Here is a 24,382-nt window from a genome sequence, read left to right on the forward strand (position 1 = left end):
CCGGCTGTCCCACGAAGCCGTTCACGCGGGCACCTACGGGAACGTCGTTGGGCGTGTTGTGGATGGACTATTTACAGCTCGTTCAGGAATTCGTTGACGGCCTTGGCGAAGCCGACAGGGTCAGTGGCGTAGATGAAGTGGTCGGTGTCGAGTTCGACCATGCGGGTGCGAGGGCGGCGGGCGACCATGGCCTCGGCCTGCTCAGCCGGGATCACACCCTGCGTGCCGCGCAGCACCAGGGCAGGGCAGTCGGTGGCCAGCCAGTCGGCCCAATGGTCGCCGTGCACCTTGTCTTCGGACTCGACGATGTCGAGGGGGTGGAAGGGCAGCGACCAGGTGCCGTCGGCACGTTCGCCGACGCGGTCGCCGAAGTGGGAGGCCAAGGGGCCCATATCGGCGATCAGCTGTTCACGGGTGGCCGCTTCGTACGGGAGGGCGGCGAGGAAGCCGAGCGGGTTGACCCCGTCGAGGCCGAAGGAGACCGGCGCTTCGGCGTCGATGAACCCCTCGACGCGCTCCGGGTGGCGGGCGGCGAACTGGTAGCTGTTGACCGCACCCAATGAATGTCCGAGCAGCGCGACTCGATCCAGTTCGAGGTGGTCGAGCAGAGCCAGCAGGTCGGCGAGGTAGCCGTCGCGGCCGTAGTCGGCGGCACGGGCGGAGTGGCCGTGACCGCGCTGGTCCAAGGCGATGAGGCGCCAGCCGGGGGTGAGGCTGGCGGCCAGGTCGGTGAAGCTCGCGGCGTCGGACATGTGGCCGTGCAGGGCGATCAGGACGCGGCCAGTGCCGCCGAAGTCCAGGTAGGAGAGGCTGCGGCCGTCGATATCGAAAGCGGCGCGGGTGGTGGTCATTTCGGCTCCTTCGTTGCTGTGCTGACACGACCGTACATACGTCTCATACAAATGTGCAAGACATTTGTATGAGACAGTGGGACCGGTCACGGTACTGATACCGACCGCAGAGCTTGCTGGCATGTTCTGTCAGAGACCTGTCGAGAACTGACAGCGCTCAGTCGGGTAAGAAGCCGCCGCAGCCCGGCCAGCATCTTCGGATCGCAGCGATGCGCGAGACGTGTTTCACGCCAACATGATTCGCGCGCCGATAATGATCGCTATGTCAAGTTGAATGCCGCGCAGCACCACTGCTCTCGACCGGCCGCCACCGGCGCCTGGACGGTACTACTACGTGACCTGCTCGAAGGATGCGACGAACAACGTCCATCGACGTCGCGCGCCAGCCACCCAACCCGAAGCGCACCACTGCCCGATGAGCCTGTTCATCTCCGCGACCGAACTATCAGGAATCTCTTCCAGCGCAATCGGTTTCGTGCCTATCGTGCGGTTGATCCATCGTGTCATCAATGTGACCCAAGGTGTGCGCCCCACCAACGGCCACCCCGACAGCGGCGGAAGGACGATCTCGTCAGCATGCTCACCGAATCGCGCGAACAGCAACTGGCGACATCTCAGCCGACGCGCAGCGTGACGCCACTGAAACCACCACAACCCGCCCGCCACCCAGAATCCGACACCCAACGCTCGTGTCACGATGATCCACGGACCGGTGTGCAGCGGCAAGTACGTCAATATCAGGCACACCGCAACCAACACCAGCGCGACAGGCTGCGACCGCGCGATAACCGATAGTTCGTTGTTGTCGTAGCTAATCTCGGATACCGCCTGCAGCTCGCGCCGTGCCTGCCCGAGTCGTAGAGCAGTGTTCGGCGGGCACGGATCGCCGAGTTTCTCGGCAACTTCCTCCAGTTTCTTTACTTCCCGAAGCCGTCTCCACACTCCCGGTCGTTGGCCCCCATGCCGGTCCAACAGCGCGCGGGCAGCCATCAACGACGCCGGAACGGCCAATACTGTCACCAGCACCTGAGCAACACCCACTTCGAACCCCCTTTGGAGCGACCGCCAAGCCGACCGCAATGTATCGACACCGACCGACACGATTCGACCAAGCACTCGCAGCTTCGGCTAGCTGTCGTCCTGCTCGCGCAACGGCATTGGAGGATTCGGCGTTGGCGCAGCCACGGTGAGAGCGCGGCGAGCGTTTGCGATCAACTGGTCGTAGGTCAGCACGGTGACGCGCGGATCGTGTGCGTTGTTTCTCCTCAGCGTCTCTGCGACGTCGCCGGCGCACAGGTCTGGTGACAAGAAGGCGCTGTGGCTGACGACGATGGTGACCGATGCCCGCCTGGTGTCCAATCCCAGATCGTTGAGGATCTGGTGTCTGTTCTCGTCGAGTGCGACAAGGTAGTTCCGCGCCTGCCCGATGCTCCTGGACACCGCGGCACCCAACACCCAACCGTTGCGTTCTCGGACGATCGGAGCTGGCACTCGAGCGAGCTTCAACTCGACGACGTGCAGGCTGCTATCGGGACGGACCAAGGTCAGATCCATCTGGTGCTGCACATGCAATCCTCGTCGGGCAGGTGCACTGAGGAACTCTCCCCCGAACACCCACGTCATTTTCTCCAAGCAGGTCTGCAGTGCGCGTTCGTCGGTTTCCTCGTCGAGGACCAGTGACTCGAGTGTGTCCAGGTCCCTGCGCCGGTGGGCCTGCTGGACCAGCGAGGCGACGAGCTCCGACTCCTGCAGACGGCTCAAGGTCTCCGCGACATCGGGGTCGGCCTCGACCGCTGCGGCCAGCCGTTGCAGTGCGGCTGGGAGATCGCGATCGTCGGGGGCCGATGGCGTGAGCGACTCCATGTCGTCGAATCGCAGTTGATTCGCCTGCGCCGATGGCCGCGCGGCGTTGTCTGCAGCGTCACGTTGAACTACCGAAACCCGCAGTCCGACATCGCGACCCCAGGCCGTGACGTCGGCTCCGGATGGTTCACGCATGGATCCGTCCAGATACCTGAGACGGAAGATCGGCAGGGCGTGCTGGTAATGGTGGCCACCGTGGTATTCGACGATGCGCGTATCACGCCATTCCAGGATGGGGCCTTCGTGGTCGATGACGAACTCTCCCAGATACGTGCATCGGTCGGTGTCGACGGTCCGGAACACGCGTAGCGGCGAACCGTGCTCGACGTGATGGAGTACCGGGTGATGGACCCGTGCGCTCGTGTCTCGTCTCTGCTCGTCGACTGGGGTCACCAATACATCTGACTCCCACCACGATCGCCAGAGCCCGTCCGCCTCGGTGGTGGGCACAAATACCAGTGCGTTGGCGGAGTGCCGGGCGAAGCAGGCGCTCCGAGACCGTTCACCACCGTAGGTCTGGTGCACCTCTGCGCGATCGAGGGTGTCGCCTGGACGCAATGCCCATGCGGATGGTCCGACCAGGGGGACCTGACGGTCGTTGTCGGCTAAGGAGATCAGTGCCTCGAAGTCGTGGTCGGGTAGCCAGATTCGTCCCGATCGGATCGTGCGGTGGTATCGCGCGGTCGCGATGTTCGATGCCTGACGCGCCAGCACGCCCAAACGGGAGTCGACCAACTCGGTTGCTCGAATCGGGCAGCTCAACAGCAGTTTATCGAGAACGACTCGAACCAGTGCCCTCGTATGGTGCCGATCCTCGGTGGCCCACTGCCCTTCGGCGACAACGCCGATGGCGATGACGCCATGAATCGGTGCTCGACGCCACAAGATCACCCTGTCGCCGACGACCGCCGCTTGATCGAGTTCCAGTGCGAACAGCCCTACCCTCGGCCACGGGGAGAGGTCATCGAGCGAACTGGTTTCCTTCTCGGCGAGCACCATCCAGGTGTTCACCGCACCGGCCCCTCACAACGAGCGCTCCCATTACCGATCGACATGGACTGATCGTCGTCGATGACCTGCCCTTACGTCGCCGGATCTCACCATCTCCGTGCTGCAGCGACAGTTGTGACGGGCGGTGGGTGCGGTGGCATGCTCTGGGACCTGGGCGCGTTCCGGACGGTCTCGGCTGCTGCCCTGTTGATGAACGGCGTCAGCCTTCGTGTACGGGCTGCTCGCATTGACGCCGTCAACTGCGCTGCCGGTCAGTGTCGTGTACGCCCCGGCGGGGGCGTCGTTGATGGTGGTGCAGCCGCGGAACTGGTCGAGGCACTGGGGCCTCCATGAGCTTCGGACGAACGTATGGTCGCACGCGAGGTCGGCGGAAGGGTTCGCCCGAGGGTCCGCTCGGCCTGGCGGAGCCGGGTTTCACGCTGGGGCGCAGTGAGGTTGCGCCGTACGGGGTGCAGGTCGTCCTGCGTCAGAGCGCTCATGGTTCCTCCTCGACGGTGAGACGGCGTCGCCGTCCTCGACCGGGTGCCGCTACAGGTCTGGTTCGGACAGAGTGAAGGGTTCCAGCCAGTAGGGCAGTCGTTGTTCGAGCACTGCCCAGCGGGCGCGGTCGACGGTGACGATCGGCCAATCGAGTTGTTTGGCCACATCGACGACGTGGGCGGCGCTGATCGTCGACGCCATCGACCACCTTCGATTCGTCAAGCGCCCGTGTGGTCGGCGACGAAGCTATCTACGCTGCGGGCGGGTGTGCGACGGTGGACAGGATGCGCAGGACATCGGCGAGGTTCACGACGAGGCCGGGGTTCTCCGACGCCAACCCCATCTCGATGTACTGGCGGATCAATTCCGAGGCGGTGATGCCTTTGCGTTCGGCGGTGTCCTTGATCGCATCGTCGGTGGTAACCGACCACTTCACAGACCGCTTGACCATGGGCCCCTCGGCCGGAATGTCCTCGGGGCCGGGAAAGCTCTCGTCCGGTAGTGCGTTGGCGAGGTCGAACGTGATCGCTTCGATTCGGTTGTCGCTGTCGGTGCTCATTGGTTGCGCTCCCATTCGGTGAAGATTCCCAGTTCGTAGGTCCGCATGTCGTAGACGCTGCGGATCAGGTAGTCGGCGATGCCGGTGTCATCGTCGTCGTCCTCATCGGGCCGCAAGGTGACGATCATCGGGCGGCCGGTTCTGGTGCGGCCCCAGAACAGCAAGACCGGTTTCCCGTCGTCGGTGCCGGAGACGACCAGCTTCGTCGCGCTGTAGAGGATGTCGGTGACGTCGGCCGGGGTGATACCCAGCGCGGCGGCCATGGTCCGCGCCTTCTGCGTCCAGTAGTAACCCATTTCCCTCAGGATACCTCACAGGAGGTACCGTGGGGGCTGGGATCGCCTCGGGACCAGTCAGTACAGCGACGATGTTGATCGCGCCACTCCCCCGCGCCCCTCGCGCCTTCATGAAGGCTGTTGACATGACTTCTGTTTCGGCGTGGGCGGCGCACGCGCGCAGACTTCCGGCGCCACGGGTGTCGGTATCCACTACCGAACGCTCGCAACATCTACCGCGACCAACTGGATCACAAGAGTTCGAACAGGTGACCCGATCGAAATTGACGCCGCGAGCAGGCGGGTCTTCGGCGGTGCCATCGGATCACGAAAGTCGATGCGTATCAGGGGATTCTGGGTACCCGACAACGATCACGTAGTAGCCCAGGGTGATCAGGTCACGGTCGAACACCGTGAGCCGCTCCCCCCTTTCGATGGCGATGTTGTTGATTCGGGTTCCCAGGCGTGAGTTGTTGTCCTGGATCCACACGCGACGATTGAGATCGACTCCGATGATCGCGTGATCCCTGGAGACACCGAGGGCTGCGAGCCAATCAGGAAACGGTCCGTCTTCGCCGCGGCTCAGCCTGACCTGCCTTCCCGGCAAGATGTGCAGCTGTAACCATAACGCGCGAACGCTGGTCACAAGATCGCGGTTATACGGCCGCAGGGTGAGGGTCAGCAGCTGGTCTTGATCAGCACTCACGGCGGTGATTGTGCCCTGAGACGATCCTTCTTCTCGCCGACGGGAAGAGGGTTGGCTGTGAGTGTTCGTGCGCGCGGGGCACTCTCGTGGTGTCTGAATCAGGCCACGAAATGCTGAGCAGTTCTCGGCTCGAATCATGATGCGGCGAGGGGTCGTCAGTTAGGTCGTATCCCGTTGTCCACCTGAATTTTTGACAACCACCGCACCAGATCGAAGACTTCTGCCTCGGGCCCCAGCACTTCGCACATCGCGGCGGCGATATCGGCGCGCTCGCGCAGGATGTGCGCCGACCGCGGCCCGAAGATCTTCGGCATGGCGAGCGCAAGCCCGGCCCACAAGTGTGGGCGCCGCGGGTCGGTGCGCAGATCTCGCGAGTACAGCGCCAGTGCCTCGACGAGGTAGCCGGTGAGGTAGGCGCGATCCCCCGCGGGTGGGCGTTGGTCGGGTGCGACCGAGTACGCACTCGGGTCGGCGGCCGTCAATTGCGCCACCAGCGAGAGGCTCTCGTGTCGGGGCAGAGCTGCTTTGGTGGTGGACGCTATTGCCGGCGCGAGAACGCGAACCGGTTGGCGGCCGCTGCGCCACCGCGCGGTCAGCTCGGCGATATCGTCGGGGTCCGGAGTCAGGTTGCGGACAGTCCAGAAGGTGCGATGTGCGGTGGCGGCTTCGGTGGCCGCCCGCATGGCCGCGGCCGGGACGTCTTCCTCGTCCCATTCAGCCATGGTTGTGGTGAGTCCGGCGAGTAGACGCCGTCCGGGTTCGGTGAGCAGTCCGCAGGTTCGTGCCTGGTGGATCGCTTCGGTGAGCTGCGTGCGCCAGAGCGCGAAATCGGTGTGGGCTTGGGGTGAATCGTGGCAGGCGGCGTGGCGGTGGGTGCGCCAGAAGTCGACGACGCCGAAGAACGCATAGATTCCGTGCAGGAGGCCGAGGATCGGACGGGGGTCGTCGCGCCAGGGGGCGTAGAAGCGTGGAGTCGGGTCCGGAGCGAACAGTTCGACTTGGTCGGTCAGCAGTGCGAATTTGGTGTGCTGGGTTTCGTGGATGAGGGTGAGCGCGAGCTGACAGGCATCCGCCGGTGCGGTGGTGTACACACTGCCGACAGCACTGAAGGACGTGAAGCTCGTGGCCAGGGCCACCGGTTCGGCACTCAGCGGCGCGACGGACCGCAGACATTCCCGCATCGGCGTGAGGTAGCGGTCGAAGTCGCGCTCCAACAGTTGCCAGGCACCAGCGAAGGTGTGCTGCCATTGTCGGGCTTGTTCGGCGGTGAGGCGTGGTTCGAGGGCAGTCGGTCGGTGGTGGCGGAAGGGGTCGAGGTCGTCGAGCAGCACGCGCGCCTCGCTCGGCGTGCCGCGCAGCCAGCGCTGTGGCAGCCAGTGGTGATCGGATTCGTTTGTCGCGGAGTCGATCTGTATTCGTCCGCCGGACCAAGTGATGTCGATGCTTCCGGCGGCTGTCCAGCGCACGTGACCGAGTCCGCAATGATCGGGTGTGTCGAGTTGGGCCAGGCCCAGGCCGGGGAGCATCACGCTGCCGTTGCGGATGAGCACGTCGACGTGGCCTTCGGGTCGGCACGCGATGCCCGCTGCGGCGGCGAGCCAGCCGAGGTAGGCGCAGTCGGCCCACAACGGAGTCTCGGCGTCGGGTCCTCTGCCGGCCAGGCGATCCAGGAGGCGTTCGAGCCATGTCCCGGTGTGGGGATAGCAGAGCATCTCAGCGATGACCGCTGGATGGTCGGCCTGCAGCTGAGCCAGTTCGTGGTAGGCGTTGTGCAGGTGGCGGACGGCGGTGACGGAGGCGCCATCGGGCTCGACGGTGGCCATCAGCAACCGCAGCAGGATCAGGCGTATGGTCAGCAGTCCCCGCTCCAGTTTCGCGACAGCGCGTCGGGTTCCGTGGCCGGAGCCGAAGTCCGTTGTGATCTCGTCGAACTCGGAAGCGGCGACAGGCATACTCGTCTCCCTTGCTTTCCAGGTGATGTGCGCTCGAATGTCGGTCACGAGCCTGTGCGGGCCACGGCACGCTCGAACGATGAATGGGAAGAAGCCCGGACCTCGTGTTATCGGGCTACTCCTCTGATCGCGGCGGACAGGTCGATGCTCACGCGGGCATCGATGTGGTGGATGAGTTTGGTCAGGTCGGGGCAGTACACCGAGGGGTTGCGGAATCCGCTGCCCTGCCGGTAGCGGTGCACGTAATGTCCACCGCCGCAGACGGTGTGGATCGGGCAGGCCCGGCAGGTCGGGTGTAGGGCTTGGATGCCGATCTGGCGTGCGATGATCGACGGGTCCCACATAGCCGCGTCGAGGGGATTGTCTCGGTCGATCGCCTGGATTCGGGTCGCGCCGTCGAATGCCGATTTGAGTTCGTCGACCTGTTCGAGTGAGCCGTCGGTTTCGATGACCGCCAACCGTATCGGTGTGATCCCGATGGCCTCGTAGGCTCGGTGGCCACCGAGCAGTCTGTTCATGATGACCGCGAACAGTCGGATCTCGGTTTCCTGTTCAGGGGCGCTGTACCAGCGGTCGAACACGGTGATCAGCCAGTCGGCGTAGGGCGTCGTGGCCGGATCGGTGCTTCTGTGTGGGGGCGGGGTAGTCCAATTGCCGTGTGGTAGAAGCAGGTCCACCGCCGGTGGGCGGTGGGTCAGCAGTGCCTCGTAGGTGCGGATCGGGTCGTTGTCCACATCGATCGTGCACAGCAGCCCGGAGAACAGGTGGCGGTGCTCGTCGGTGAGCAGCTTGTTCAGCCCATCGAGCACGCTGGCATGGCTGCCGATTCCTCGCGGCGAGATGCGATGGCGGTCGTGGCCGGTTTCATCACCGTCGAGGCTGACGCCGATGCGAATGTTCCATCGCTCGCAAACACGCAGGACCTCGTCATCGATCAACACACCGTTGGTTTGAACGCCCAGACTCAGATCGAGATCGGGTTCGAGTGTTTGGCGAGCGGTGCGGGCGAAGAAGTCCAGCTCGGTGGCGCCCACGAGCAGCGGCTCCCCGCCGTGCAGGATCAGGTCTACCGCGGTCAGACCGTGGCGCGCAGCGTGTTCGGCGATCATGTGGCAGCTGCTGGTGAAGGTGTCGCGGCTCATGGCTTTGGGTTTGTGCCGCCAGCTCTGGTCCGCCATTTCATAGATGTAGCAGTAGTCGCAGGCGAGGTTGCAGCGGCCGTGGATCTTGATCACGTACTCGGTGAACGCCTGGGGCTGCCAGCCTCTGCGTCGCAGCGCCGTGTATTGCACTCGCCAACCGCTCCACGGCAGTTCTTCGAAGCTTTGTTGCACGGTTCGAAAACACCCCTTGGTCTCGCCGCCGCGGTGGTTCGGTGGTCGGTCGGCTGCCCCCGAGGATCGGCTCGCCGATCACCCGGACGATGGAACTATCGGTCCACGGCGATGAAGGAGTTGAAATCAGCGGCGCGGCTGTCGGATTGGGTGAGGCGCCGCTGCAATGCCGCGCGCAGGGCAGGGCTGGCCGCGCTCATCACTCGCTCCAGGTCGGTGTCGACCAGTTCGGACATGCTTCCCATGACGGATTTTCCCTTCGAATACCCTCCCGGTACACGGTGACCGATTCGACGACCGGAAGGATCTGACGCAATGAGGTTCCGGGGAAAGTCGGCACATCCCGGTCGACATATCCTATTGCAGCACAATCAATTCCGATACCACGCCCCTCCCCAGCGATGAGAAGACCGCGGAGCTGGTCCACGTCGAGAACCAGCGGGCGGGTGGCAGCGTGTTGGCTGGGAGGGCGACGATTTGGACATTGGCGCCGATGTCGGGCGCTTCGGCGCAGTGTCCGTTGCCGATGAACACCGGGACATAGGTGGGTGCATCACAGTTGGATTCGCTGCCGGGGGAAGGATCCCAGGTCGGATGTTGGCTGCATCCTCGCCGGGCCGCTGCGGGTCACCGCCGGTCGTCTTCCTTGAGGTCGTGGTTGACCGGCGTTTTTGACGTGGGCCTAGCCGGCTGCTTCGGCACCTGCGACACGGCCTCCACGACTTTGTCGCAATATTGCTGATAATCGTTCTGGATGCTGTCGATAGTGGTGGACAGTACTTGCAGGACCGGGTCGAGCATGGTGTTGTGATTCCAAAGTTGGTTCGGTGGGCTGATAGTCCTGAGCGAATGATTGAGCGTTGCGGCCGACTTGACTATGTTGTCGCGGTGCACGTTGTGCACATTGACTATTTTCGCCGACGCCGCAATAGCCGCTTTATCCTGATCGCCAATGGATCTTTCTTGATCGGTAACGGTGTTCAACGCATTGTTGTAGGCATCCGCTCCCGCGCCCTGGTTCTGTTCCAGCGCGGCGATGTTGGACGGATTCAGTGCGTACGGCTGCACGATTTCTGGCTTCTTGCTTCCGAACTGACTCAGAATCTTGTGCAGCACAGCATTGCCGTCCCGAATCGATGCCTGAACGGCTGGCTCCGCCCAAGGAATCTGGTCGATGGAGACGTCGTTGGGCTCGGGCGGCGCCGCGGTGTTGAGGGTCGACTCCAACTCGAACGGTTCCGTTCCGCCGCTTTCCAACAGAATGGCATTGCCGAAGTTGTCGACCGCGAACCGATGAGGGATAAGCAGCGGTTCGGTATCGTAAAAAGCGCCATCACGAGCCGTACCGTCCAGCCCGTAGATCTTGTAGGCTTCTGCGCTGTCCGACCAGACCATCTCGTATTGCCCGTTCGGCGACATTACCTCTACGGTGCCGTCGGAATGAGGAGCCATCTGGTGGTCGAATATCGAATCGGGAGTATCGGTGGTCCGCGCCGAGGAAGGCGGAGTCAAAGCCGACACCGGAGTCGCGGCCGACCACGGAGTCTTGTTTGGCGCGGTGTCGCCAGGATCCGCCATCAGATCTGCGATCCGGGCGAAATCACGCTCCGCGCCTTGTCCCGGTCGACCTCGGACATCGACGTCTTGTGCTCATGAAGTTGGGCGGCCAGGGCGTCATGACTATCAGCGTGGCCGAGCACTCTGTCCTCACGCCCTTGGTAATAGTCGTACAGCGGCTGGAGGGAATAGGCTATCGGACCCAGTTGCTCAGGCAGTGTCGCGAGTGCAGCCGGCTGCGGAGCGACGTGGGTACGGAGGTGGTCGGCCCGCGCGGTGTGCAGCGGAGGATTTCGATCCAACTCGTCATAGTCGACGACGACACCGATTTTCGCGTCATGACCCGACATTCGATCCGTCCTTCCAACTCTCCCGCTGCCACGTCCCGACAAGTTGTTCCATCCGGGGCCGTCACCAAGCCACCGCCGACCAACGGCGACGCGCTGCGTAGCGGGAAGGGCCGCCCACCGGGGAAACCCTGGAAGCCTCACCCTATCCACAGCCGGGCAGACCTCGATTCCCATACACGGGAACATCATTCGGTCTTCATCTGCCTCCACCGAGGATCGGCTGCGATATTCGATTGTCTGCGAGGAGAATTCACATCCCGCTGCCGGCGGAAGCGCTCCCGGAAGACGGAGGCAGGAACGGCGGATGGGACGGGCCCGACGGCGGTATGTATCGGTGGCTGTAACCGGGCCATCCGATATCGCTGGGGCCATCCCGCCGTTCATATGACGGAGGCTGCGAGGAACCGTCCCCAATCCTCTGCTTGGAGTTCTTCGATGAACTGCTCCCCTGCTCCGAATCCGGGTTCTGCGACGTCGGTGTATCAACCGCGAAATCGGCGAATGCCGACGTCGCACTGACCAGCGGTACCGCAGCGATGGCCGTGGCGACCGCGATGAAGGTTATGTGTCGAGACACCGCTTGTCGAACAGCGAACGCTCTCATGTCGGTTCCCCTCCGGACTCGGCGAGTCTCATCCACACGACCATCTCGGTGACCTGAGGGCGTCGCGGGGGGCGGATACCCACCTATCGATCAGGGATAATGTATCGACGCATGCCGGTCGACGGTCTTGCCATTCCTGGCAAGACCGAAGACGCTGTTGACCGCCGCCTCGTTGGCGCGCCGCGGCGCGAGATATCCTCGGATATTTCATGATTCGGACACTCAGGGACCGGCTCACAGGCATGGGGATTGGGATGCCCTGAAATCTCGTGGCGATCCTGATCAGGCAGGACAGCACCGCAACGCCTCGGATGCCGACCTTGTGTTCTGGCACAGCACCTTCGAGGAGATCGGCGGTGACGACTAGGACGCGGCCGAGGAAGGTGGGACGGCGACCTTACCTGGGTCTGCGGCTGACGAGCCCGCGCCTCGGGTGGGCGCCCGTGTTGAGCGTCGCCGACAGTCAAATCCGTTGTGACTGCCCAGTATTGGGGAGGATCGTGGCGATGTTACGTTTGTAGGGTGTCTTGATGGCGCAACCGACAGTCTCGCAACCGGCCGGCGCTCAGACCACCCCCAGCCCGACTCCACGGTCCGCTCGGCCGATCCCCGGGAATTGGCTCTATGCATTGGTAGTGGTCGGGAGTGTCTCAGTGTTCCTCATGATGTTCCAGCCCTGGCTGAAAGCCTCCGGCTGGGACGGCAAGGGCACCGTGGACGCCTTCGGCCGCATGACCCGTACATCCAGTCATCTCAATCTGTGGTCGCGTGCCGCGCCGCCGGGCATGAGGATCAGCGGATTCTGGGCGATCCTCGCAACTGTCCTGATCTTCATCGTTGTCTGTTCCGCCGTCCAGGCGATGCTCAACAACAATCAGACGGCGGGCGTTATTACCGCCTTCGGAACAACAGCGATAGCCGCGCTCGTACTTTTCATGGTGATCAACTTGGACGACAACATACCCAAGATCCAGGGCTCACTCGGAATGGGAAATGATCTGGGCCCGCAGTTGGGACTCGTGCTCGGCGCTCTCCGACACACGGGTTCCTATCCGTGGCCCGGTGAGCCGGTACCTCTGAGTGTCGCTGGCCTCACGAATTGGGCCTTCGGGGCGACCGCGGCAGCCTTCGGCTCGGCGATCATCGCGGTCAGACTCTCCTGGCGCAACGTTCTACGGGTAATCACCGCGGCGGTCGGCAAGGTCGTATGACCACAGTCGGCTCGTCAATAATTCCCCGCAGTCCAGACAAGTAGTGATTCCCGTGGCAGATTCGACCATTTTCCACAACCGAGACTTCCTGTGGTTATGGTCCGGCAACACCGCTTCCACTATCGGGCTTACCGGCGCTCGCATCGCGTATCCGCTGCTGACGCTCATCCTCACCGATTCGGCGGTCGCGACGAGCTGGGTGTCGTTCGCGATCGCCCTACCCAGCCTGCTGTTCGAGGTACCCGCCGGTGTCGCGGCCGACTACCGCGATCGCCGGCGCATCCTCATCCGATGCCAGACCCTGGGATTGATCGCGACCCTGGTCGCCACCGCGGTCATTCTCCTGCGGCCGCCCGGCTTGTCGCTGCTTCTCGCCGTCGCCGCCTTCGTCGAGGGCACGGCGTACGTCTTCTTCCAAACCAGCGAACTCGGGGTGGTCCACGACGTCGTCACCGCAGAGGAGCGTCCCGGCGCGTTCGCGCTGATCGAGGCCCAGCAGCCGATCGGCAATATGGTGGGTCGGGCCTTCGGCGCGGCCATGCTCGGACTTGCCCGCAGCCTGCCGTTCTTGGCGAACGCGGCATCGTATCTGTACTGCCTGTGGGCACTGTCCCACTTGCGGGCCCGCGTTCCGGACCGGCCCGTCGCCGCGGGTCCGCCGGCTGGCATCTGGGATTGGAACAGCACCTGGGCCGGGGCCAGGGCGCTGTGGAACGAGCCGTTCGTACGGCATTCCACGCTCACGATCGGATGCACGAACGCGATCTTCCAGATCTTGATCCTGTTGCTCACCATCAAGGTGAGAGCCGGCGGTCACTCGGTCTGGGCTGTCGGCGTGGTACTGGGCGCGACGGGTTTCGGCGGCATGCTCGGCGCCGCTGTTGCGACCAAACTCGCCCGCATCGTCAGCCTGCGGGTGATGTTCACCTGCAAACTCTGGGGGTGGGCGATACTGTGCGCGCTCATGGCGGCCAGCTCCAGCGCGGTGGTCCTCGCGGTGTGCTGGTCGGGAGTCGGCTTCGTCGCGGCCATCGGCAATCTCGCTCTGATGTTGCATCGCGTACAGGCGTTTCCAGAGGATCTGGTCGGCAGGGTGTACGCCGCAACCAAACTCATCGCCCACGCGGGGGTGGCCGTCGGCGCCCTACTCGCGGGAGCCCTACTCACCACTCTCGGCGTGGGAACCACGGGATGGCTGCTCGTCGCCGCCATGGTCGTGCTGGCGCGGCGAACACGCCGATTCCCCGAACCGCGAACGCAAGTCATCCAGGCTCGGCCGTCTGCGACACCGCGCCCGGCGAACTGGATCGCGCGACTCTCGCACAACGGCCCGGTAGACCCGAATGGATTGTGAGGCACGGGTTTCGCAGCTGACCTCTTGATTCGATGCCTAGAACGGGCAGGCCGAAAGCAAAAGAGGAACGCCTTTGGGCTGCCGCTCCCCCGGCCGCAGACCTTGCCGAGCTACGGTGGGAGAAACCTGTCGCGCCACAACGCCTTACCCCAGCCTGTATCAGGAAAGGATCTCGTCACACCCGCACGAAGACGGGGTCTGCAGCCAGTGCAGCGAAACCCTCCTGGCCCGGACCCCGAAGCCCCGCAGGGTGAGAAGGTCAAATTTCGAGCTGAGTCAACCGCACAGTACGGCGGATCAGGTGCAGCTCCCGAAGATGTGCTCAGTCATCGCCGCGGCGGTCGCTTGGAGAGGAGCGTCGTCATTGCGTTACTCCCGGCCGCCAGAATTGCCCTCTACACCGTGGTCTGGAAAGGCTGCTGGACTCCGAAGTCTGCCCACTCATCGACAATGAACCAACACCCCGAACTCGGGACTTTCTTCATGGATCCCGGGTTCGAGATGTCGGCAGGCAACCATGATTGACCTAGCCCCGAGAAATGTCCTCCTTCAGGGGTAAGCGCTCTCCATTCTATACTCGCGGACAGAATGATCCCGCCATTTTGTCGAGTGACAAGATGACGGGCTGCTAATAGCCTTTCGGCGATCGGTTCGGGTCGGCTTGTTGTACCCTTTCGGCCAGGTTGGACCCATCCATATGGACGTTGTACTCGTGCATTACATAGTTCATGCTCGCGATTATATTGGCCTTCGGATTGGTGATATCGGCGAGCGATGCCCCCGGTGGCAGGTTCGCCAAGAAGGTGCCCGGAATCGTTTGAGTAAGACCTTGCGAAGGATGTCCGGCCCTAGCGTTGCTGTCGGAGGTGTTCACACTATCGGGGTCGCCACCAGATTCTCTGGTTATGAGTGTTATATAGCCGTTCGTCCAATTCTGACGGGCTATGGGATCCGTGATGCCCAAATAGTCGAGCGCCTTGCCGATCTCTGTCGCCAATTGCGCTGGAGTCATCTGGATGTGTTTGCCCTTGAGCCCCGAATTTTCGTATTCCTCATCCACATAAGAGCCTGATCCTGCCGGATTAACAGGTGCGTACTCGACATACTGGTTGGCAGCATTTCCGGAGTCTGACGGAGAATTGTAGCCGATCGGAATGAAGGGCGAAGGCCCGTCCGTGACGGGCGTGTCGTTGCGAACGGCATCAGAGTTCGCGTTGAGCTGCCCATAGGCTTGATCGAAATCGTTCTGAGCCTTACTCACGATACCGTCGAGAGCCCCGGACACGCGGATCTGGTCCGGTACCGACGGATTCTCGTCGGGCACTGTATCCAGGGCATCTTTGACGTCGTTGATATATCCGGAGGTCTGCATTGTGAGTTTGTTCGCGACGGTGGCCGACTTCGCCGTAACATCGGCGACGCTCGCGTTGAGCGAGCTCAGGTCAGTTTCGAGCTTATCGGCCTGTGCGGCACTCAGCGAGTAGCTGGTTTGAAGTTCACCGGAACCCGGCAGGGCGGCAGGGGGCACACTCAAATTCGTGGCCACTGGGGCTATAGCATTACCACCGCCGACTACCGGCAGCAGCGTCCGGAAGAACTTCTGGGTACTGTCGATGTGAGGATTCAGAAGTGGCGCGTTTTGCTTGTGTTCAAGGGTGAACGGGGTTGTCATTGCTCACGTTCCGTCGCACTCTAGCGCGATCGATGGAGGCCCAGATATGAGCGAACACGAAGCATAACCACCGGCTATATTTCGTGTTCGCTGCACATCCTGCTAATAAATCGATCTAAACATGGATGAATGAATTGAATGCGTGGATACCGGTACCGCTGCCGCCGGCGATTCCGCGCCGCAGAGCCGTCCGCAGGGCCGGTGTGGCCGAGTCGAGCAGTTCCGTGAGTTCCATCGTCGAGAGTTCGGACAATGACAGGGTACTGCGACTCATGAGGGCCTCCTCCTTGATCTCGGATCAGCGCCGGTGGGCGCTGACGACTCTGATAGATCCCAGTATGGGTGGCACCGCGATCAGCGCCCTCCCGCTCATGGGAAGGTAGGGAATACCCGTGCTATGCGCGCTCGGATCTCAGGGGGGTACCGTACACACGCCTGCTCAGAGTTGCTCGTGATGTGTGTGGTACGCGGTGACTATCTCCGAGAGGATTCGGCCGCGGTTCTGTACGTCGTAGCCGTTGTCGCGGGCCCATTGGCGGATGATCGCATTCTGGCGAGGATCCACCAGTTTGGATTTGGCGCTCTTGCCGCGCGGGGAATGTCCAACCTTGCGGGCGAATGCGGTCCATCGAGAAAGCGCGACACGCAGGTCATTGGCGTTCGGCGCGGATAGATCGAGTTCGTAGGAGACGCCGTCGAGCCCGAATGATATGGTCTCTGCCGCCTCGGTCTCGCCGTCGAGATCATCGATGAAGTTGACGACCACCTTGCGTACCATGGATGTGAATTCCTTTCGGTTCGTTACGGAGATCAGAATATATTTCCGGCGGAGGGTGAACTGGGAGTCTGCCAAGAAATTCGATCGGCGAATGAACCGTATTCCCCATCATGGGAATCAAGAGATGACCGTGGCATCCGATATGGGCTACAGTCTGTCGTTGCCCGGGTGACCGACTGTCAACCTGCACCCCCGGGCACTCCACGGGCTCCGTCGCATCACCACTTCGAGACAGTTCCCTCCGTCGTCGAGCGATGGTGGATGCGGCAAAGTCGCACAGCGAACTATTTGTCCTGGCCGTGCACGGTCGTGGTCCCCCGTCGGCCCGGACTCCCACGAGCGCGTGGGGTCCGGGCCGGATCCTCGAGTCAGCTGAGAACGCCATCGATGCATAGACTCGCCGAGCGCCAGGTGGGCGCGGGACGAGGGGACTGGGCGTCGAATGCCCACTGCGAGACCGGGCCGACCGAACGCCACAGGAGGAAGCCGCCGGTGGAGACGACCTCAAAGAGGTCTTCGGAGCCGTCGATGAGCTGGTTGCCCGAACAGTAGTCGTTGTAGTCGGTGCCGGGTTGGCGGGCGCCGGGGCTGAACTGCCCGGCCGGATTTCGCACGGACCCGGGACTCGCCACGGTGCTGGTATGCCCCTGCGCCGATCGCCTGGTCCAACTCGGTGCGCCGAAAGTATCTGTCTGACAGGTGAATGCGAGGCCGCCCGCGTAGACGGTTGCCCCTTGGCCGTAGTTGGTACCGGCCCAGAGACAGTGAGCCCCTGGCATGTCCGCGGAGGCCGGGGTGGTGGCCGCGGCGATCCCGAAGGCGCCGAGAAGGACGGCGGTCGCCGCGGCTAGCGGGGCTCGTAGCCGGGAGACCGTGTTGGGGTGGTGGCTGTGATTGCTTTTCGCGATCGTGAACATCGACGTCTCCGTATCGTCGCGTGCGTTCCGCGCCGACGGACCATTCGTATGGCGGCGCACTTACTGACGCGATTAATGTACCGATACCTAACGGCACATTATGGGTACGGGCAGCCAATCATGGGAAGGGATAGGGAGCGCGCTCAGACGTCGCGAAGAACGTCCGACAGGTCGGCGTCCTCGTCGATCCGACGCTCGATCAGCCGGTTGACGAGATCCCCGGTGGCGTGGCCCGGTATCGACAAGACCGCTGTCACCCGCGCGGCGAAATCCGCGAGATCGTCCCGGCCCCGGGCCGAGGCGGTGTACGGCTCCCAGGAGTCGCGCAGCAGGAGGTCGACGAAGCGGCGGGCGATGCGGTCGCAATCGGCGCGCAGTCGTTCGAGTTCCCGAAGCGCCTCGTCACACGGCACGCCCAGCACCGCGAAGCTGTCGAGCAGGGTCGCCATGACGGGGTCGGCGATGCGGTAGGTGGTGGCGTCGACCGGCTCGAAGACTCCGGCGGCGACGACGCGCGCGAGCCCGTTGGGGGCGTCGGCGAAACGCTCTTGCAGCTCGGTCGCCGACAGCGTGGCCGCGGTGTTCTCACTCGCTGGGGGCGCGGTTTCCACGACACCGAGGACCGCGCCCAGGTCGTCGCCTCGATCCCATGCGGCGAGCAGCTCCTTGATGCCGTTGAGCTTGATGCCGCGGTCGAGGAGCCGGCTGATCGTGCGGACCCGATTGAGGTGTTCGTCGCCGTAGTAGCCGGTTCGTCCGCGCAGCTGGGGCGGGGGCAGCACACCTCGCTCGTGATAGACACGCACACTGCGCACGGTCGTCCCGGCGGCCTGCGCGAGTTCGTCGATGGTGTATTCGGCCGCTGCTGCCATGAGATAAGGAAACCACATCCTTCTCGCGAGGTCCCGCGCACCGTTGTGACGTCGACTATCGTGCCGATGGATCGTGATCTCGATTCGAGCGACACCGGGTGCGCCGCGCGGCTGCCGTCAGCGCTGGTCGCCGACCCGGAAATGCTTCCCTCCCTTGGAAATTCGACGGGATTTCGTCCTCGTGCCCTGACCTATTCTTGGCCGATGAACGACGCGTCGCACACCCGGGTGAGTTCCTCCGAACGCGACCGTGCGCTCGACGAACTGGCACAGCACTTCGCGGTGGGCCGGCTGTCGGTCGAAGAGCTCGAGGAACGCAGCTCTCGGGCGCTGCGGGCGATCACCGTCGGGCAACTGGCCGAGGCATTCGCGGATCTTCCGGCGGCACCCGCCTCCCGGCAGGGTTCGTACCTGACCGATGGCGCCCTGCCGCGGACGGTGGTCCGGGTCGGTGCGGTCGTGGTGTCGGCCATGGTGTGCCAGGTCGTCTTCGGTGGCGTGTGGTGGTTGTTGCTCGTGTTGGTCGTACCCGTGGTCGTTGATGGTATGCGCGCCCGGTGAGCGGGGTTACCACCGCGTTCTGGGCCTGACCAGGTTGGCCAGATCGATCAATCGGTAGCGGTGTAGGCGTTCCGGGGCCAATCGCGCCACGGTGCGGAGGCAGGCTTCGAGTCCCTGTCGGAGCGAGTTCTCGAGGAATGGATAGCCGAGGATCTCGAGGTCGGCCCGCTGCTGGTGGTATCCCTTGCGCAGGCACTCCAGGGCGGCGCCGACCACCAGCACTCGTAATTGAGGGGCGCGGGGTTCCTCGGGGAGTTCGTCCAGTCGCGCCGCGGCCGTGGTGAGTTCGTCCTGGGTGATGTGGGCGGGTGGTCGTGAGACGAGCAGCAGGCTCCCGGTGAGCCGGGTCAGTGCGAAGTGGCGCGATGCGGTAGGTACCTGGTCGAGGATCTCGACCGCGGTGAGTACATCCCCTGCGGCGACCAAGCCTCGGGCGAGGCCGACCGCGGCGCTGATAGCGCCGTGATTGACCTGCCACACGGCGTGGAAGTTGTCCAGTGCGACGGTTTGCCAGCGGTCGCGATCGCCGCCGGGTTCCTCCGCAGCCAGCTCTGCGGAGGCCGCCAGTGCCAGCGCGGGGGCGATCTCGCCCGGGAGCATGGCGTGGACCGTGTCGAAGTGGCGATGCGCCCGGTCGGGATAGCGGTCGAGCAGAGCCGCGATTCCGATGTACCACTCGATCCGCCAGTCCTGGCGATAGCGGGGACGGAGTTCGGCCAACAGTTCACACGCCGGCACCGTCTGACCGAGGTCGAGGTGTGCGCGGACGGCGGTGAGGGCGCCTTCGAGCTCGTAGGACGCCGGCGCCGGGATCGTCCCGGCGAGGATGCGATTGTGGGTGCGGTACAGGGCGTCGAGCGCGTGGCGGGCTTCGCTGTGCAGCAGGGTCGACAGCAGGGGCGCGGCGGGATCGTCGGTGTCGATGAGCGGGATGGGCAGGGCGGCGGCGATGGCCTGTGGGTCGAGCTCGGCGCTGTGGTGGCGGCCGGTGACCATGCCGTCGGTCTTGGCCACGAAGGTGTCGATGCCGAAATCGCCCCGCATGGAGCTGAATTCGACCGAGGCCTGGGGATGCTCGGTTCCGGTGTCGGTGGCGAGCACCATGCGGAGCACGCCGGCGAGCTGGCAGTACATGGCGTAGGCGGAGGGAAATCGGCGTTCGGGGTCGGGGTCGGTGGCCCGCTCGAGCAGCCGCCGCAACGCGGGATAGCGGCGCAGCACCGGTTGTTGGGCCGGATCGGGGATGCCGGGCGGGAATCCGTCCGCGTCGTCGCGCCGCAGATCGAGAACGAGCGCGGCCAGGGTGCGGCCGACCGAGTGGATATCGGCGGCGATCGTGGGGCCGGTTTCGGTGAACTCGGGCGCCATGTATCCCGGCGTGCCGTAGATGGCGCCGTAGGAGTCCATGGCCGCGACCGCGCCGAGGTCGATGAGTTTGACCTCCTCGCCGGTGACCATGATGTTGTCGGGTTTGAGGTCGTTGTAGGCCAGACCGAACGAATGCAGGTAGTCCAGTGCCGGAAGGACTTCCATGACATAGGCGATGGCCTCGGCGACTGGCAGGACGGCGGGTTCGTGTTGCTCGACCATCGTCTTGAGGGAACGGCCGCCGACGTATTCCATCACGATGTAGCCATGGGGCGATTCATGGCTGTCGGCGTGCTTGACGAAGTTGTAGATCTTGACGATGCCCGGATGCGCCATCTCGGAAAGAAATTGGCGTTCGGCGACCTCGACGATATGCGCCTCGAAGTCGAGCGGGTTCTGCAAGCCCTTCAGAACTACCCAGCGGTCGCTGACGTTGCGGTCGATGGCCAGGTATATCCAGCCGAGCCCGCCGTGCGCCAGACAGCCCTGTACCTCGTATTGCTCGGCGACGACGTCCCCGGTGCGCAGGTGGGGGCGGAAGTTGAACGGCGATCGGCAGTGGGGGCAGACCCCTGTGACGGTGCCGGGTCGTCCGTCTTCACGACGGCCGACCGGGCGCGCGCAGTTCCAGCAGAAGCGTTTGGCCTCGGGCACTTCGGGATCGGTGAGCACCACCTCGCGCGGATCGACGGGCACGGCCCTGGGCAGTTGCACCAGACCACCGCCGAGACGGCGGACGCTGGGACGTGATCGAGCGCTGCGCCCGGACGGTGGATCGGCGTCGAGGTCCTCGTCATCGGGGTCTTCGATATCGAGGAGGTCCACGGGCGCGGGTTGCCGGTTGGCTTCCTCGTCGGGCGAGAGTCGCTGGGTGGCTTCGGTTTCCGCCGGTGCCGCGCGCAGCGACGTGGTGAATCGCTGTCCGGGTGTGAGGGCGACCGATCGTCGGGTCGACCAGGGATTGGGCTGCGGCCGGGGTATTTCGGTGCCGCGCATACGCCGGTCGGCCCAGGGGTGTGATCGCGGACCTCCGACGGCGCTGGGTTGGTCCGGCATGGAAACCTCTCGTGCCCACCGTGCAATCGAGGTCTCATTCTCGGGTTCACCCGACGACCGCGCGTGGTGGCGTGTTCCCCACGGCGGGAAGGGCGCCCAGTGCCGAGTCCGCCCCGATGTCCGACACCGGGACGGACCCTTGTGTCCTGCTACTCCCCCGTCGAGTGATCCAGCGTCACGCCGACGTCCGGGGCCGTGTCTTCCCGACGTGGGCCGGGCAGCGAGACGGCGGGATAGACGAAGGTGTTGTCGTCGCCGGGGGCCACGGAATCCCGCAGCCGCGGCGGCACCTCGATGACCACGGGATACTGACCGGTGAATCCCTGACGCTCGGCGGCGACGCGTAGAACGCGACCGCGCACCGCGAACCAGCCCACCACGAACGCCGGCACCATCACGAACAGCATCGCCATCACCGCGTAGCGTTGCACGTGGTCCTTGCTACTGGCCATCAAGACGACCACGCCGGCCAGGAACAACAGGGTCGCGTAGCTGGTGTAGGGCGCGCCCATCAACCGGAAGGACGGTCGGTCGGCACGGCCCTCGCGCCACCAGTGATACAGCCGCAGCTGACACAGCACGATGGCCGACCACGCGGTCACGGTTCCCATGGCGGCCATGTTCAGCACGATCTCGAAGGCCTGGTCGGGGACGACCGCGTTGAGTCCGACACCGAGCAGGGCGATGGTGCCGGTGGCGAGAATTCCCACATACGGGACTCCGGTGCTCGACATCCGGGCGGCCGCCCTGGGCGCGCTGCCGTTCATCGACATCGATCGCAGCACGCGGCCCGTGGAATACAGACCGGCGTTGAGACTCGAGAAGGCGGCGGTGAGCACGACCAGGTTCATCACCGAGCCGGCCGCGGGCACGCCGAGCGTGGAGAAGAACGTGACGAACGGGCTGACACCCGCCTTGTAGGCGGTGTACGGCAGCAACAGCGCCAGCAGCACGAGCGAACCCACATAGAACACGGCGATACGCGCGATGACCGAGTTGATGGCCCGGGGCATGATCTTCTCGGGATTCTCCGTCTCACCGGCCGCCGTGCCGACCAGTTCCACTGCGGCATAGGCGAAGACGACACCGGTCGTGACCAAGACCAGTGGCGCGAGCCCGGTCGGGAAGAGTCCGCCGTGGCCGGTGATCACGCTGGGTCCGGTGTGTTGCCCGCCGAGGGTGAAGCGCCCGACCACGATGATGCCGCCGACGACCAGGAACAGGATCAGCGCCACGACCTTGATGAGCGCGGCCCAGAATTCCAGCTCTCCGAACCACTTCACCGAGATGAGGTTGATGCTGACCACCAGAGCGAGTGCGATGAGCGCGATCAGCCACTGCGGGAGCGCCTGGAAGACGTTCCAGTAGTGGATGTAGGTGGCGACGGCGGTGATGTCGACGATGCCGACCATGCACCAGTGGAAGAAATACATCCAGCCGACCACGAAAGCCAGCTTCTCCCCGTAGAACTCGCGTGCGTAGGAGACGAACGAGCCGGAGCACGGGCGGTGCAGGACCAGCTCGCCCAGTGCTCGTAGGACGAAGAACACGAAGACGCCGCAGACCCCGTACACGAGGAACAAGCCCGGTCCGGCGCTGGCCAGACGTCCGCCCGCGCCGAGGAACAATCCGGTGCCGATCGCGCCGCCGATGGCGATCATCTGCAGTTGGCGCGGGCGGAGGGCTTTGTGGTAGCCGGCGTCCTCGGCGGCGAAGGCCTCCGCGGGCGCATCGGGGGGTCGAACGGTTGTCATGACGGAAGACCTTCCTTCACGTGACGTGTGCCATACCCGCGTTAATGTACCGTCATACAACGGGACGATCAATAGGTGTTTGAATGCCGATCGGTCCAGCGAACAGCCAGCCACCAGGAGATATCCACCTGATGGCTACTCTTATTGAGTGAGCCGCCAATTATCGATACGCTCAATGAGTCAGATACTGATGGAGTAGCCGGATGGCATGGTTCGAGCGCGAGTTCATCGCGGTACCCGAACAAAACAAGAACCAATTGGTTTTCAAGTGGCCGGATGTCAATATCCGCCGGTTCTCGCGCGTCATCGTCAACGCCGACGAGCTCGCCGTGTTCGTCCGGACCGGCCGTGTTCTGGCCACCCTCGGTCCTGGACGACACCGCATCGACGCCGAGGAACTGCCCGTTCTCGGCGCGCTGATCGACACCTTGACCGGAGGCAACTACTACCGGGCGGAGCTGTACTTCGTCTCCACCAAGGAGTTTCCCCGGGTCAAGTTCGGAGGGCGGCTGTCGGACGTTCTGGATCCGGTCAGCGCGCAGGTGGTGACGCTGCGATCGTTCGGCGAATTCGCGCTGTCGGTGCGGGATCCCACTCAGTTGATCACAGCGCTGACGGGCACCGCGACTCCGACCGATCCGGCGGCCACCCCGGCGTGGTGTGCCGAGCAGCTGCTCAAGGTGATGAAAATCGCGGTGACGCAAGGGGTCTCGCGAGGTGATTGGCCCATTCTCGGCCTGTCCGCGCATCTGGGCGATATCGAGGAAGCGGTACTACGGCCGGCGAATCTGCAGCTCTACGAGTTCGGGCTGCGGGTTCCGCGGCTGGGCAACTTCGACATCACCGTCGCTCCCGAGGACGCCGAACGGCTCAAGCGCCTGGCCAAGGACACCACCTACGTGCGGCTGGCCGGGGACTTCCAGCGGTACGCCGCCGGCGAGCTCGCGCTGGGGGCCGGCCAGGGATTGGCGCGCGGCGGCGGAGACACGGGGTTTCTGGGCGCGGCGCTGGGAATGAACGCACTGCACCCACACACCGCGGCACCGACCGCACGCGCGCCGATCACCGCGGCCGTCGAAACGGCCTGCGCGGCCTGCGGCACATCCCACTCCCCGACTGTTCGGTTCTGTACGCACTGCGGGCTGGACCTCCAGCAGGTTCGGCAGTGTGGGCAGTGTTCGGCGGAACTCGCCGAACACGCGAACTTCTGTGGTCGCTGCGGAGCCCCCGCCAACTGAAGCGCGGCACCGGTTTTCGTGGTGGCTCGTCGAGATCACTCGTCGTGTGGGGGCCGGGC

The 24,382-nt window shown here is 64.1% G+C and carries 23 protein-coding genes; 4 read left to right on the forward strand and 19 right to left on the reverse strand.

Features of this window, described 5'->3' with window-relative positions; genetic code table 11:
* Positions 1-71: 71 nt before the first annotated feature.
* The 12 genes from ACYVN4_RS38530 to ACYVN4_RS38585 all read right to left on the reverse strand — a co-directional run bounded on the left by ACYVN4_RS38530 (position 72) and on the right by ACYVN4_RS38585 (position 10,938).
* A complete protein-coding gene (locus ACYVN4_RS38530; protein WP_460728046.1) occupies positions 72-851 on the reverse strand; it encodes an alpha/beta fold hydrolase in 780 nt (259 codons plus the stop codon).
* Positions 852-1,181: 330 nt separating this feature from the next.
* Positions 1,182-1,892: a hypothetical protein gene (locus ACYVN4_RS38535; RefSeq protein WP_460728048.1), complete on the reverse strand. Its 711-nt coding sequence runs from the start codon at positions 1,890-1,892 to the stop codon at positions 1,182-1,184.
* Between the two features lie 87 nt (positions 1,893-1,979).
* Entirely contained in the window at positions 1,980-3,725 is a 1,746-nt protein-coding gene (locus tag ACYVN4_RS38540; protein ID WP_460728050.1) for a Shedu anti-phage system protein SduA domain-containing protein, read from the reverse strand.
* Positions 3,726-4,253: 528 nt separating this feature from the next.
* On the reverse strand, positions 4,254-4,406 hold the full coding sequence (locus tag ACYVN4_RS38545) for a hypothetical protein (RefSeq protein WP_460728052.1): 153 nt from the start codon (positions 4,404-4,406) through the stop codon (positions 4,254-4,256).
* A gap of 49 nt (positions 4,407-4,455) precedes the next feature.
* Complete coding sequence (locus tag ACYVN4_RS38550; RefSeq protein ID WP_460728054.1) at positions 4,456-4,764, reverse strand: hypothetical protein; 309 nt, start codon at positions 4,762-4,764, stop codon at positions 4,456-4,458.
* A complete protein-coding gene (locus tag ACYVN4_RS38555; RefSeq protein WP_460728056.1) occupies positions 4,761-5,060 on the reverse strand; it encodes a hypothetical protein in 300 nt (99 codons plus the stop codon). The genes ACYVN4_RS38550 and ACYVN4_RS38555 overlap by 4 nt, the downstream gene beginning before the upstream one ends.
* A gap of 304 nt (positions 5,061-5,364) precedes the next feature.
* Positions 5,365-5,745: an FHA domain-containing protein gene (locus tag ACYVN4_RS38560; protein WP_460728057.1), complete on the reverse strand. Its 381-nt coding sequence runs from the start codon at positions 5,743-5,745 to the stop codon at positions 5,365-5,367.
* 155 nt (positions 5,746-5,900) lie between these two features.
* Positions 5,901-7,697: an HEXXH motif domain-containing protein gene (locus ACYVN4_RS38565; RefSeq protein ID WP_460728059.1), complete on the reverse strand. Its 1,797-nt coding sequence runs from the start codon at positions 7,695-7,697 to the stop codon at positions 5,901-5,903.
* A gap of 107 nt (positions 7,698-7,804) precedes the next feature.
* Positions 7,805-9,031, reverse strand: a complete 1,227-nt coding sequence (locus tag ACYVN4_RS38570) for an FxsB family cyclophane-forming radical SAM/SPASM peptide maturase (RefSeq protein ID WP_460728061.1) — start codon at positions 9,029-9,031, stop codon at positions 7,805-7,807.
* A 95-nt stretch (positions 9,032-9,126) separates the two neighbouring features.
* Positions 9,127-9,276 (reverse strand): hypothetical protein, encoded by a 150-nt coding sequence (locus tag ACYVN4_RS38575; protein ID WP_460728063.1) that lies wholly within the window; start codon positions 9,274-9,276, stop codon positions 9,127-9,129.
* A gap of 382 nt (positions 9,277-9,658) precedes the next feature.
* On the reverse strand, positions 9,659-10,609 hold the full coding sequence (locus ACYVN4_RS38580; protein ID WP_460728065.1) for a hypothetical protein: 951 nt from the start codon (positions 10,607-10,609) through the stop codon (positions 9,659-9,661).
* Complete coding sequence (locus tag ACYVN4_RS38585) at positions 10,609-10,938, reverse strand: hypothetical protein (RefSeq protein WP_460728067.1); 330 nt, start codon at positions 10,936-10,938, stop codon at positions 10,609-10,611. The genes ACYVN4_RS38580 and ACYVN4_RS38585 overlap by 1 nt, the downstream gene beginning before the upstream one ends.
* A gap of 1,257 nt (positions 10,939-12,195) precedes the next feature.
* Here ACYVN4_RS38585 and ACYVN4_RS38590 point away from each other — a divergent pair.
* On the forward strand, positions 12,196-12,753 hold the full coding sequence (locus ACYVN4_RS38590; RefSeq protein ID WP_460728069.1) for a hypothetical protein: 558 nt from the start codon (positions 12,196-12,198) through the stop codon (positions 12,751-12,753).
* Between the two features lie 52 nt (positions 12,754-12,805).
* Positions 12,806-14,107, forward strand: a complete 1,302-nt coding sequence (locus tag ACYVN4_RS38595) for an MFS transporter (RefSeq protein WP_460728071.1) — start codon at positions 12,806-12,808, stop codon at positions 14,105-14,107.
* A 628-nt stretch (positions 14,108-14,735) separates the two neighbouring features.
* On the opposite strand, the gene ACYVN4_RS38600 is transcribed toward ACYVN4_RS38595, so the two are convergent.
* The 5 genes from ACYVN4_RS38600 to ACYVN4_RS38620 form a co-directional block, all read right to left on the reverse strand.
* The gene (locus tag ACYVN4_RS38600; protein ID WP_460728073.1) at positions 14,736-15,779 is read right to left on the reverse strand and encodes a transglycosylase SLT domain-containing protein; all 1,044 of its coding nucleotides are present in this window, start codon (positions 15,777-15,779) and stop codon (positions 14,736-14,738) included.
* Between the two features lie 115 nt (positions 15,780-15,894).
* Positions 15,895-16,053 (reverse strand): hypothetical protein, encoded by a 159-nt coding sequence (locus ACYVN4_RS38605; protein WP_460728075.1) that lies wholly within the window; start codon positions 16,051-16,053, stop codon positions 15,895-15,897.
* A gap of 165 nt (positions 16,054-16,218) precedes the next feature.
* Complete coding sequence (locus ACYVN4_RS38610; protein ID WP_460728076.1) at positions 16,219-16,545, reverse strand: histone-like nucleoid-structuring protein Lsr2; 327 nt, start codon at positions 16,543-16,545, stop codon at positions 16,219-16,221.
* 380 nt (positions 16,546-16,925) lie between these two features.
* Positions 16,926-17,474, reverse strand: a complete 549-nt coding sequence (locus tag ACYVN4_RS38615; RefSeq protein ID WP_460728078.1) for a hypothetical protein — start codon at positions 17,472-17,474, stop codon at positions 16,926-16,928.
* 143 nt (positions 17,475-17,617) lie between these two features.
* Complete coding sequence (locus tag ACYVN4_RS38620; RefSeq protein ID WP_460728080.1) at positions 17,618-18,346, reverse strand: MerR family transcriptional regulator; 729 nt, start codon at positions 18,344-18,346, stop codon at positions 17,618-17,620.
* Positions 18,347-18,550: 204 nt separating this feature from the next.
* Between ACYVN4_RS38620 and ACYVN4_RS38625 the strand changes: the two genes are divergently transcribed.
* The gene (locus tag ACYVN4_RS38625; protein ID WP_460728082.1) at positions 18,551-18,907 is read left to right on the forward strand and encodes a DUF1707 SHOCT-like domain-containing protein; all 357 of its coding nucleotides are present in this window, start codon (positions 18,551-18,553) and stop codon (positions 18,905-18,907) included.
* Between the two features lie 6 nt (positions 18,908-18,913).
* Here the strand turns inward: ACYVN4_RS38625 and ACYVN4_RS38630 are convergent, their stop codons facing one another.
* Both ACYVN4_RS38630 and ACYVN4_RS38635 read right to left on the reverse strand, forming a co-directional pair.
* Entirely contained in the window at positions 18,914-21,331 is a 2,418-nt protein-coding gene (locus ACYVN4_RS38630) for a serine/threonine-protein kinase (RefSeq protein ID WP_460728084.1), read from the reverse strand.
* A gap of 149 nt (positions 21,332-21,480) precedes the next feature.
* Positions 21,481-23,085, reverse strand: a complete 1,605-nt coding sequence (locus ACYVN4_RS38635) for an amino acid permease (protein ID WP_460728086.1) — start codon at positions 23,083-23,085, stop codon at positions 21,481-21,483.
* A 203-nt stretch (positions 23,086-23,288) separates the two neighbouring features.
* Here ACYVN4_RS38635 and ACYVN4_RS38640 point away from each other — a divergent pair, with 203 nt between their 5' ends.
* Complete coding sequence (locus tag ACYVN4_RS38640; protein WP_460728088.1) at positions 23,289-24,323, forward strand: SPFH domain-containing protein; 1,035 nt, start codon at positions 23,289-23,291, stop codon at positions 24,321-24,323.
* Positions 24,324-24,382 lie beyond the last annotated feature (59 nt).

It is taken from the genome of Nocardia heshunensis (assembly GCF_054782115.1).

What these genes read in the sequence shown, in the direction of transcription:
- ACYVN4_RS38530 (WP_460728046.1), bottom strand. Translation starts at nt 851, where the DNA reads ATGACCACCACCCGCGCCGCTTTCGATATCGACGGCCGCAGCCTCTCC.
- ACYVN4_RS38545 (WP_460728052.1), bottom strand. Translation starts at nt 4,406, where the DNA reads ATGGCGTCGACGATCAGCGCCGCCCACGTCGTCGATGTGGCCAAACAA.
- ACYVN4_RS38550 (WP_460728054.1), bottom strand. Translation starts at nt 4,764, where the DNA reads ATGAGCACCGACAGCGACAACCGAATCGAAGCGATCACGTTCGACCTC.
- ACYVN4_RS38555 (WP_460728056.1), bottom strand. Translation starts at nt 5,060, where the DNA reads ATGGGTTACTACTGGACGCAGAAGGCGCGGACCATGGCCGCCGCGCTG.
- ACYVN4_RS38565 (WP_460728059.1), bottom strand. Translation starts at nt 7,697, where the DNA reads ATGCCTGTCGCCGCTTCCGAGTTCGACGAGATCACAACGGACTTCGGC.
- ACYVN4_RS38575 (WP_460728063.1), bottom strand. Translation starts at nt 9,276, where the DNA reads ATGGGAAGCATGTCCGAACTGGTCGACACCGACCTGGAGCGAGTGATG.
- ACYVN4_RS38580 (WP_460728065.1), bottom strand. Translation starts at nt 10,609, where the DNA reads ATGGCGGATCCTGGCGACACCGCGCCAAACAAGACTCCGTGGTCGGCC.
- ACYVN4_RS38585 (WP_460728067.1), bottom strand. Translation starts at nt 10,938, where the DNA reads ATGTCGGGTCATGACGCGAAAATCGGTGTCGTCGTCGACTATGACGAG.
- ACYVN4_RS38600 (WP_460728073.1), bottom strand. Translation starts at nt 15,779, where the DNA reads ATGACAACCCCGTTCACCCTTGAACACAAGCAAAACGCGCCACTTCTG.
- ACYVN4_RS38605 (WP_460728075.1), bottom strand. Translation starts at nt 16,053, where the DNA reads ATGAGTCGCAGTACCCTGTCATTGTCCGAACTCTCGACGATGGAACTC.
- ACYVN4_RS38615 (WP_460728078.1), bottom strand. Translation starts at nt 17,474, where the DNA reads ATGTTCACGATCGCGAAAAGCAATCACAGCCACCACCCCAACACGGTC.
- ACYVN4_RS38620 (WP_460728080.1), bottom strand. Translation starts at nt 18,346, where the DNA reads ATGGCAGCAGCGGCCGAATACACCATCGACGAACTCGCGCAGGCCGCC.
- ACYVN4_RS38625 (WP_460728082.1), top strand. Translation starts at nt 18,551, where the DNA reads ATGAACGACGCGTCGCACACCCGGGTGAGTTCCTCCGAACGCGACCGT.
- ACYVN4_RS38630 (WP_460728084.1), bottom strand. Translation starts at nt 21,331, where the DNA reads ATGCCGGACCAACCCAGCGCCGTCGGAGGTCCGCGATCACACCCCTGG.
- ACYVN4_RS38635 (WP_460728086.1), bottom strand. Translation starts at nt 23,085, where the DNA reads ATGACAACCGTTCGACCCCCCGATGCGCCCGCGGAGGCCTTCGCCGCC.
- ACYVN4_RS38640 (WP_460728088.1), top strand. Translation starts at nt 23,289, where the DNA reads ATGGCATGGTTCGAGCGCGAGTTCATCGCGGTACCCGAACAAAACAAG.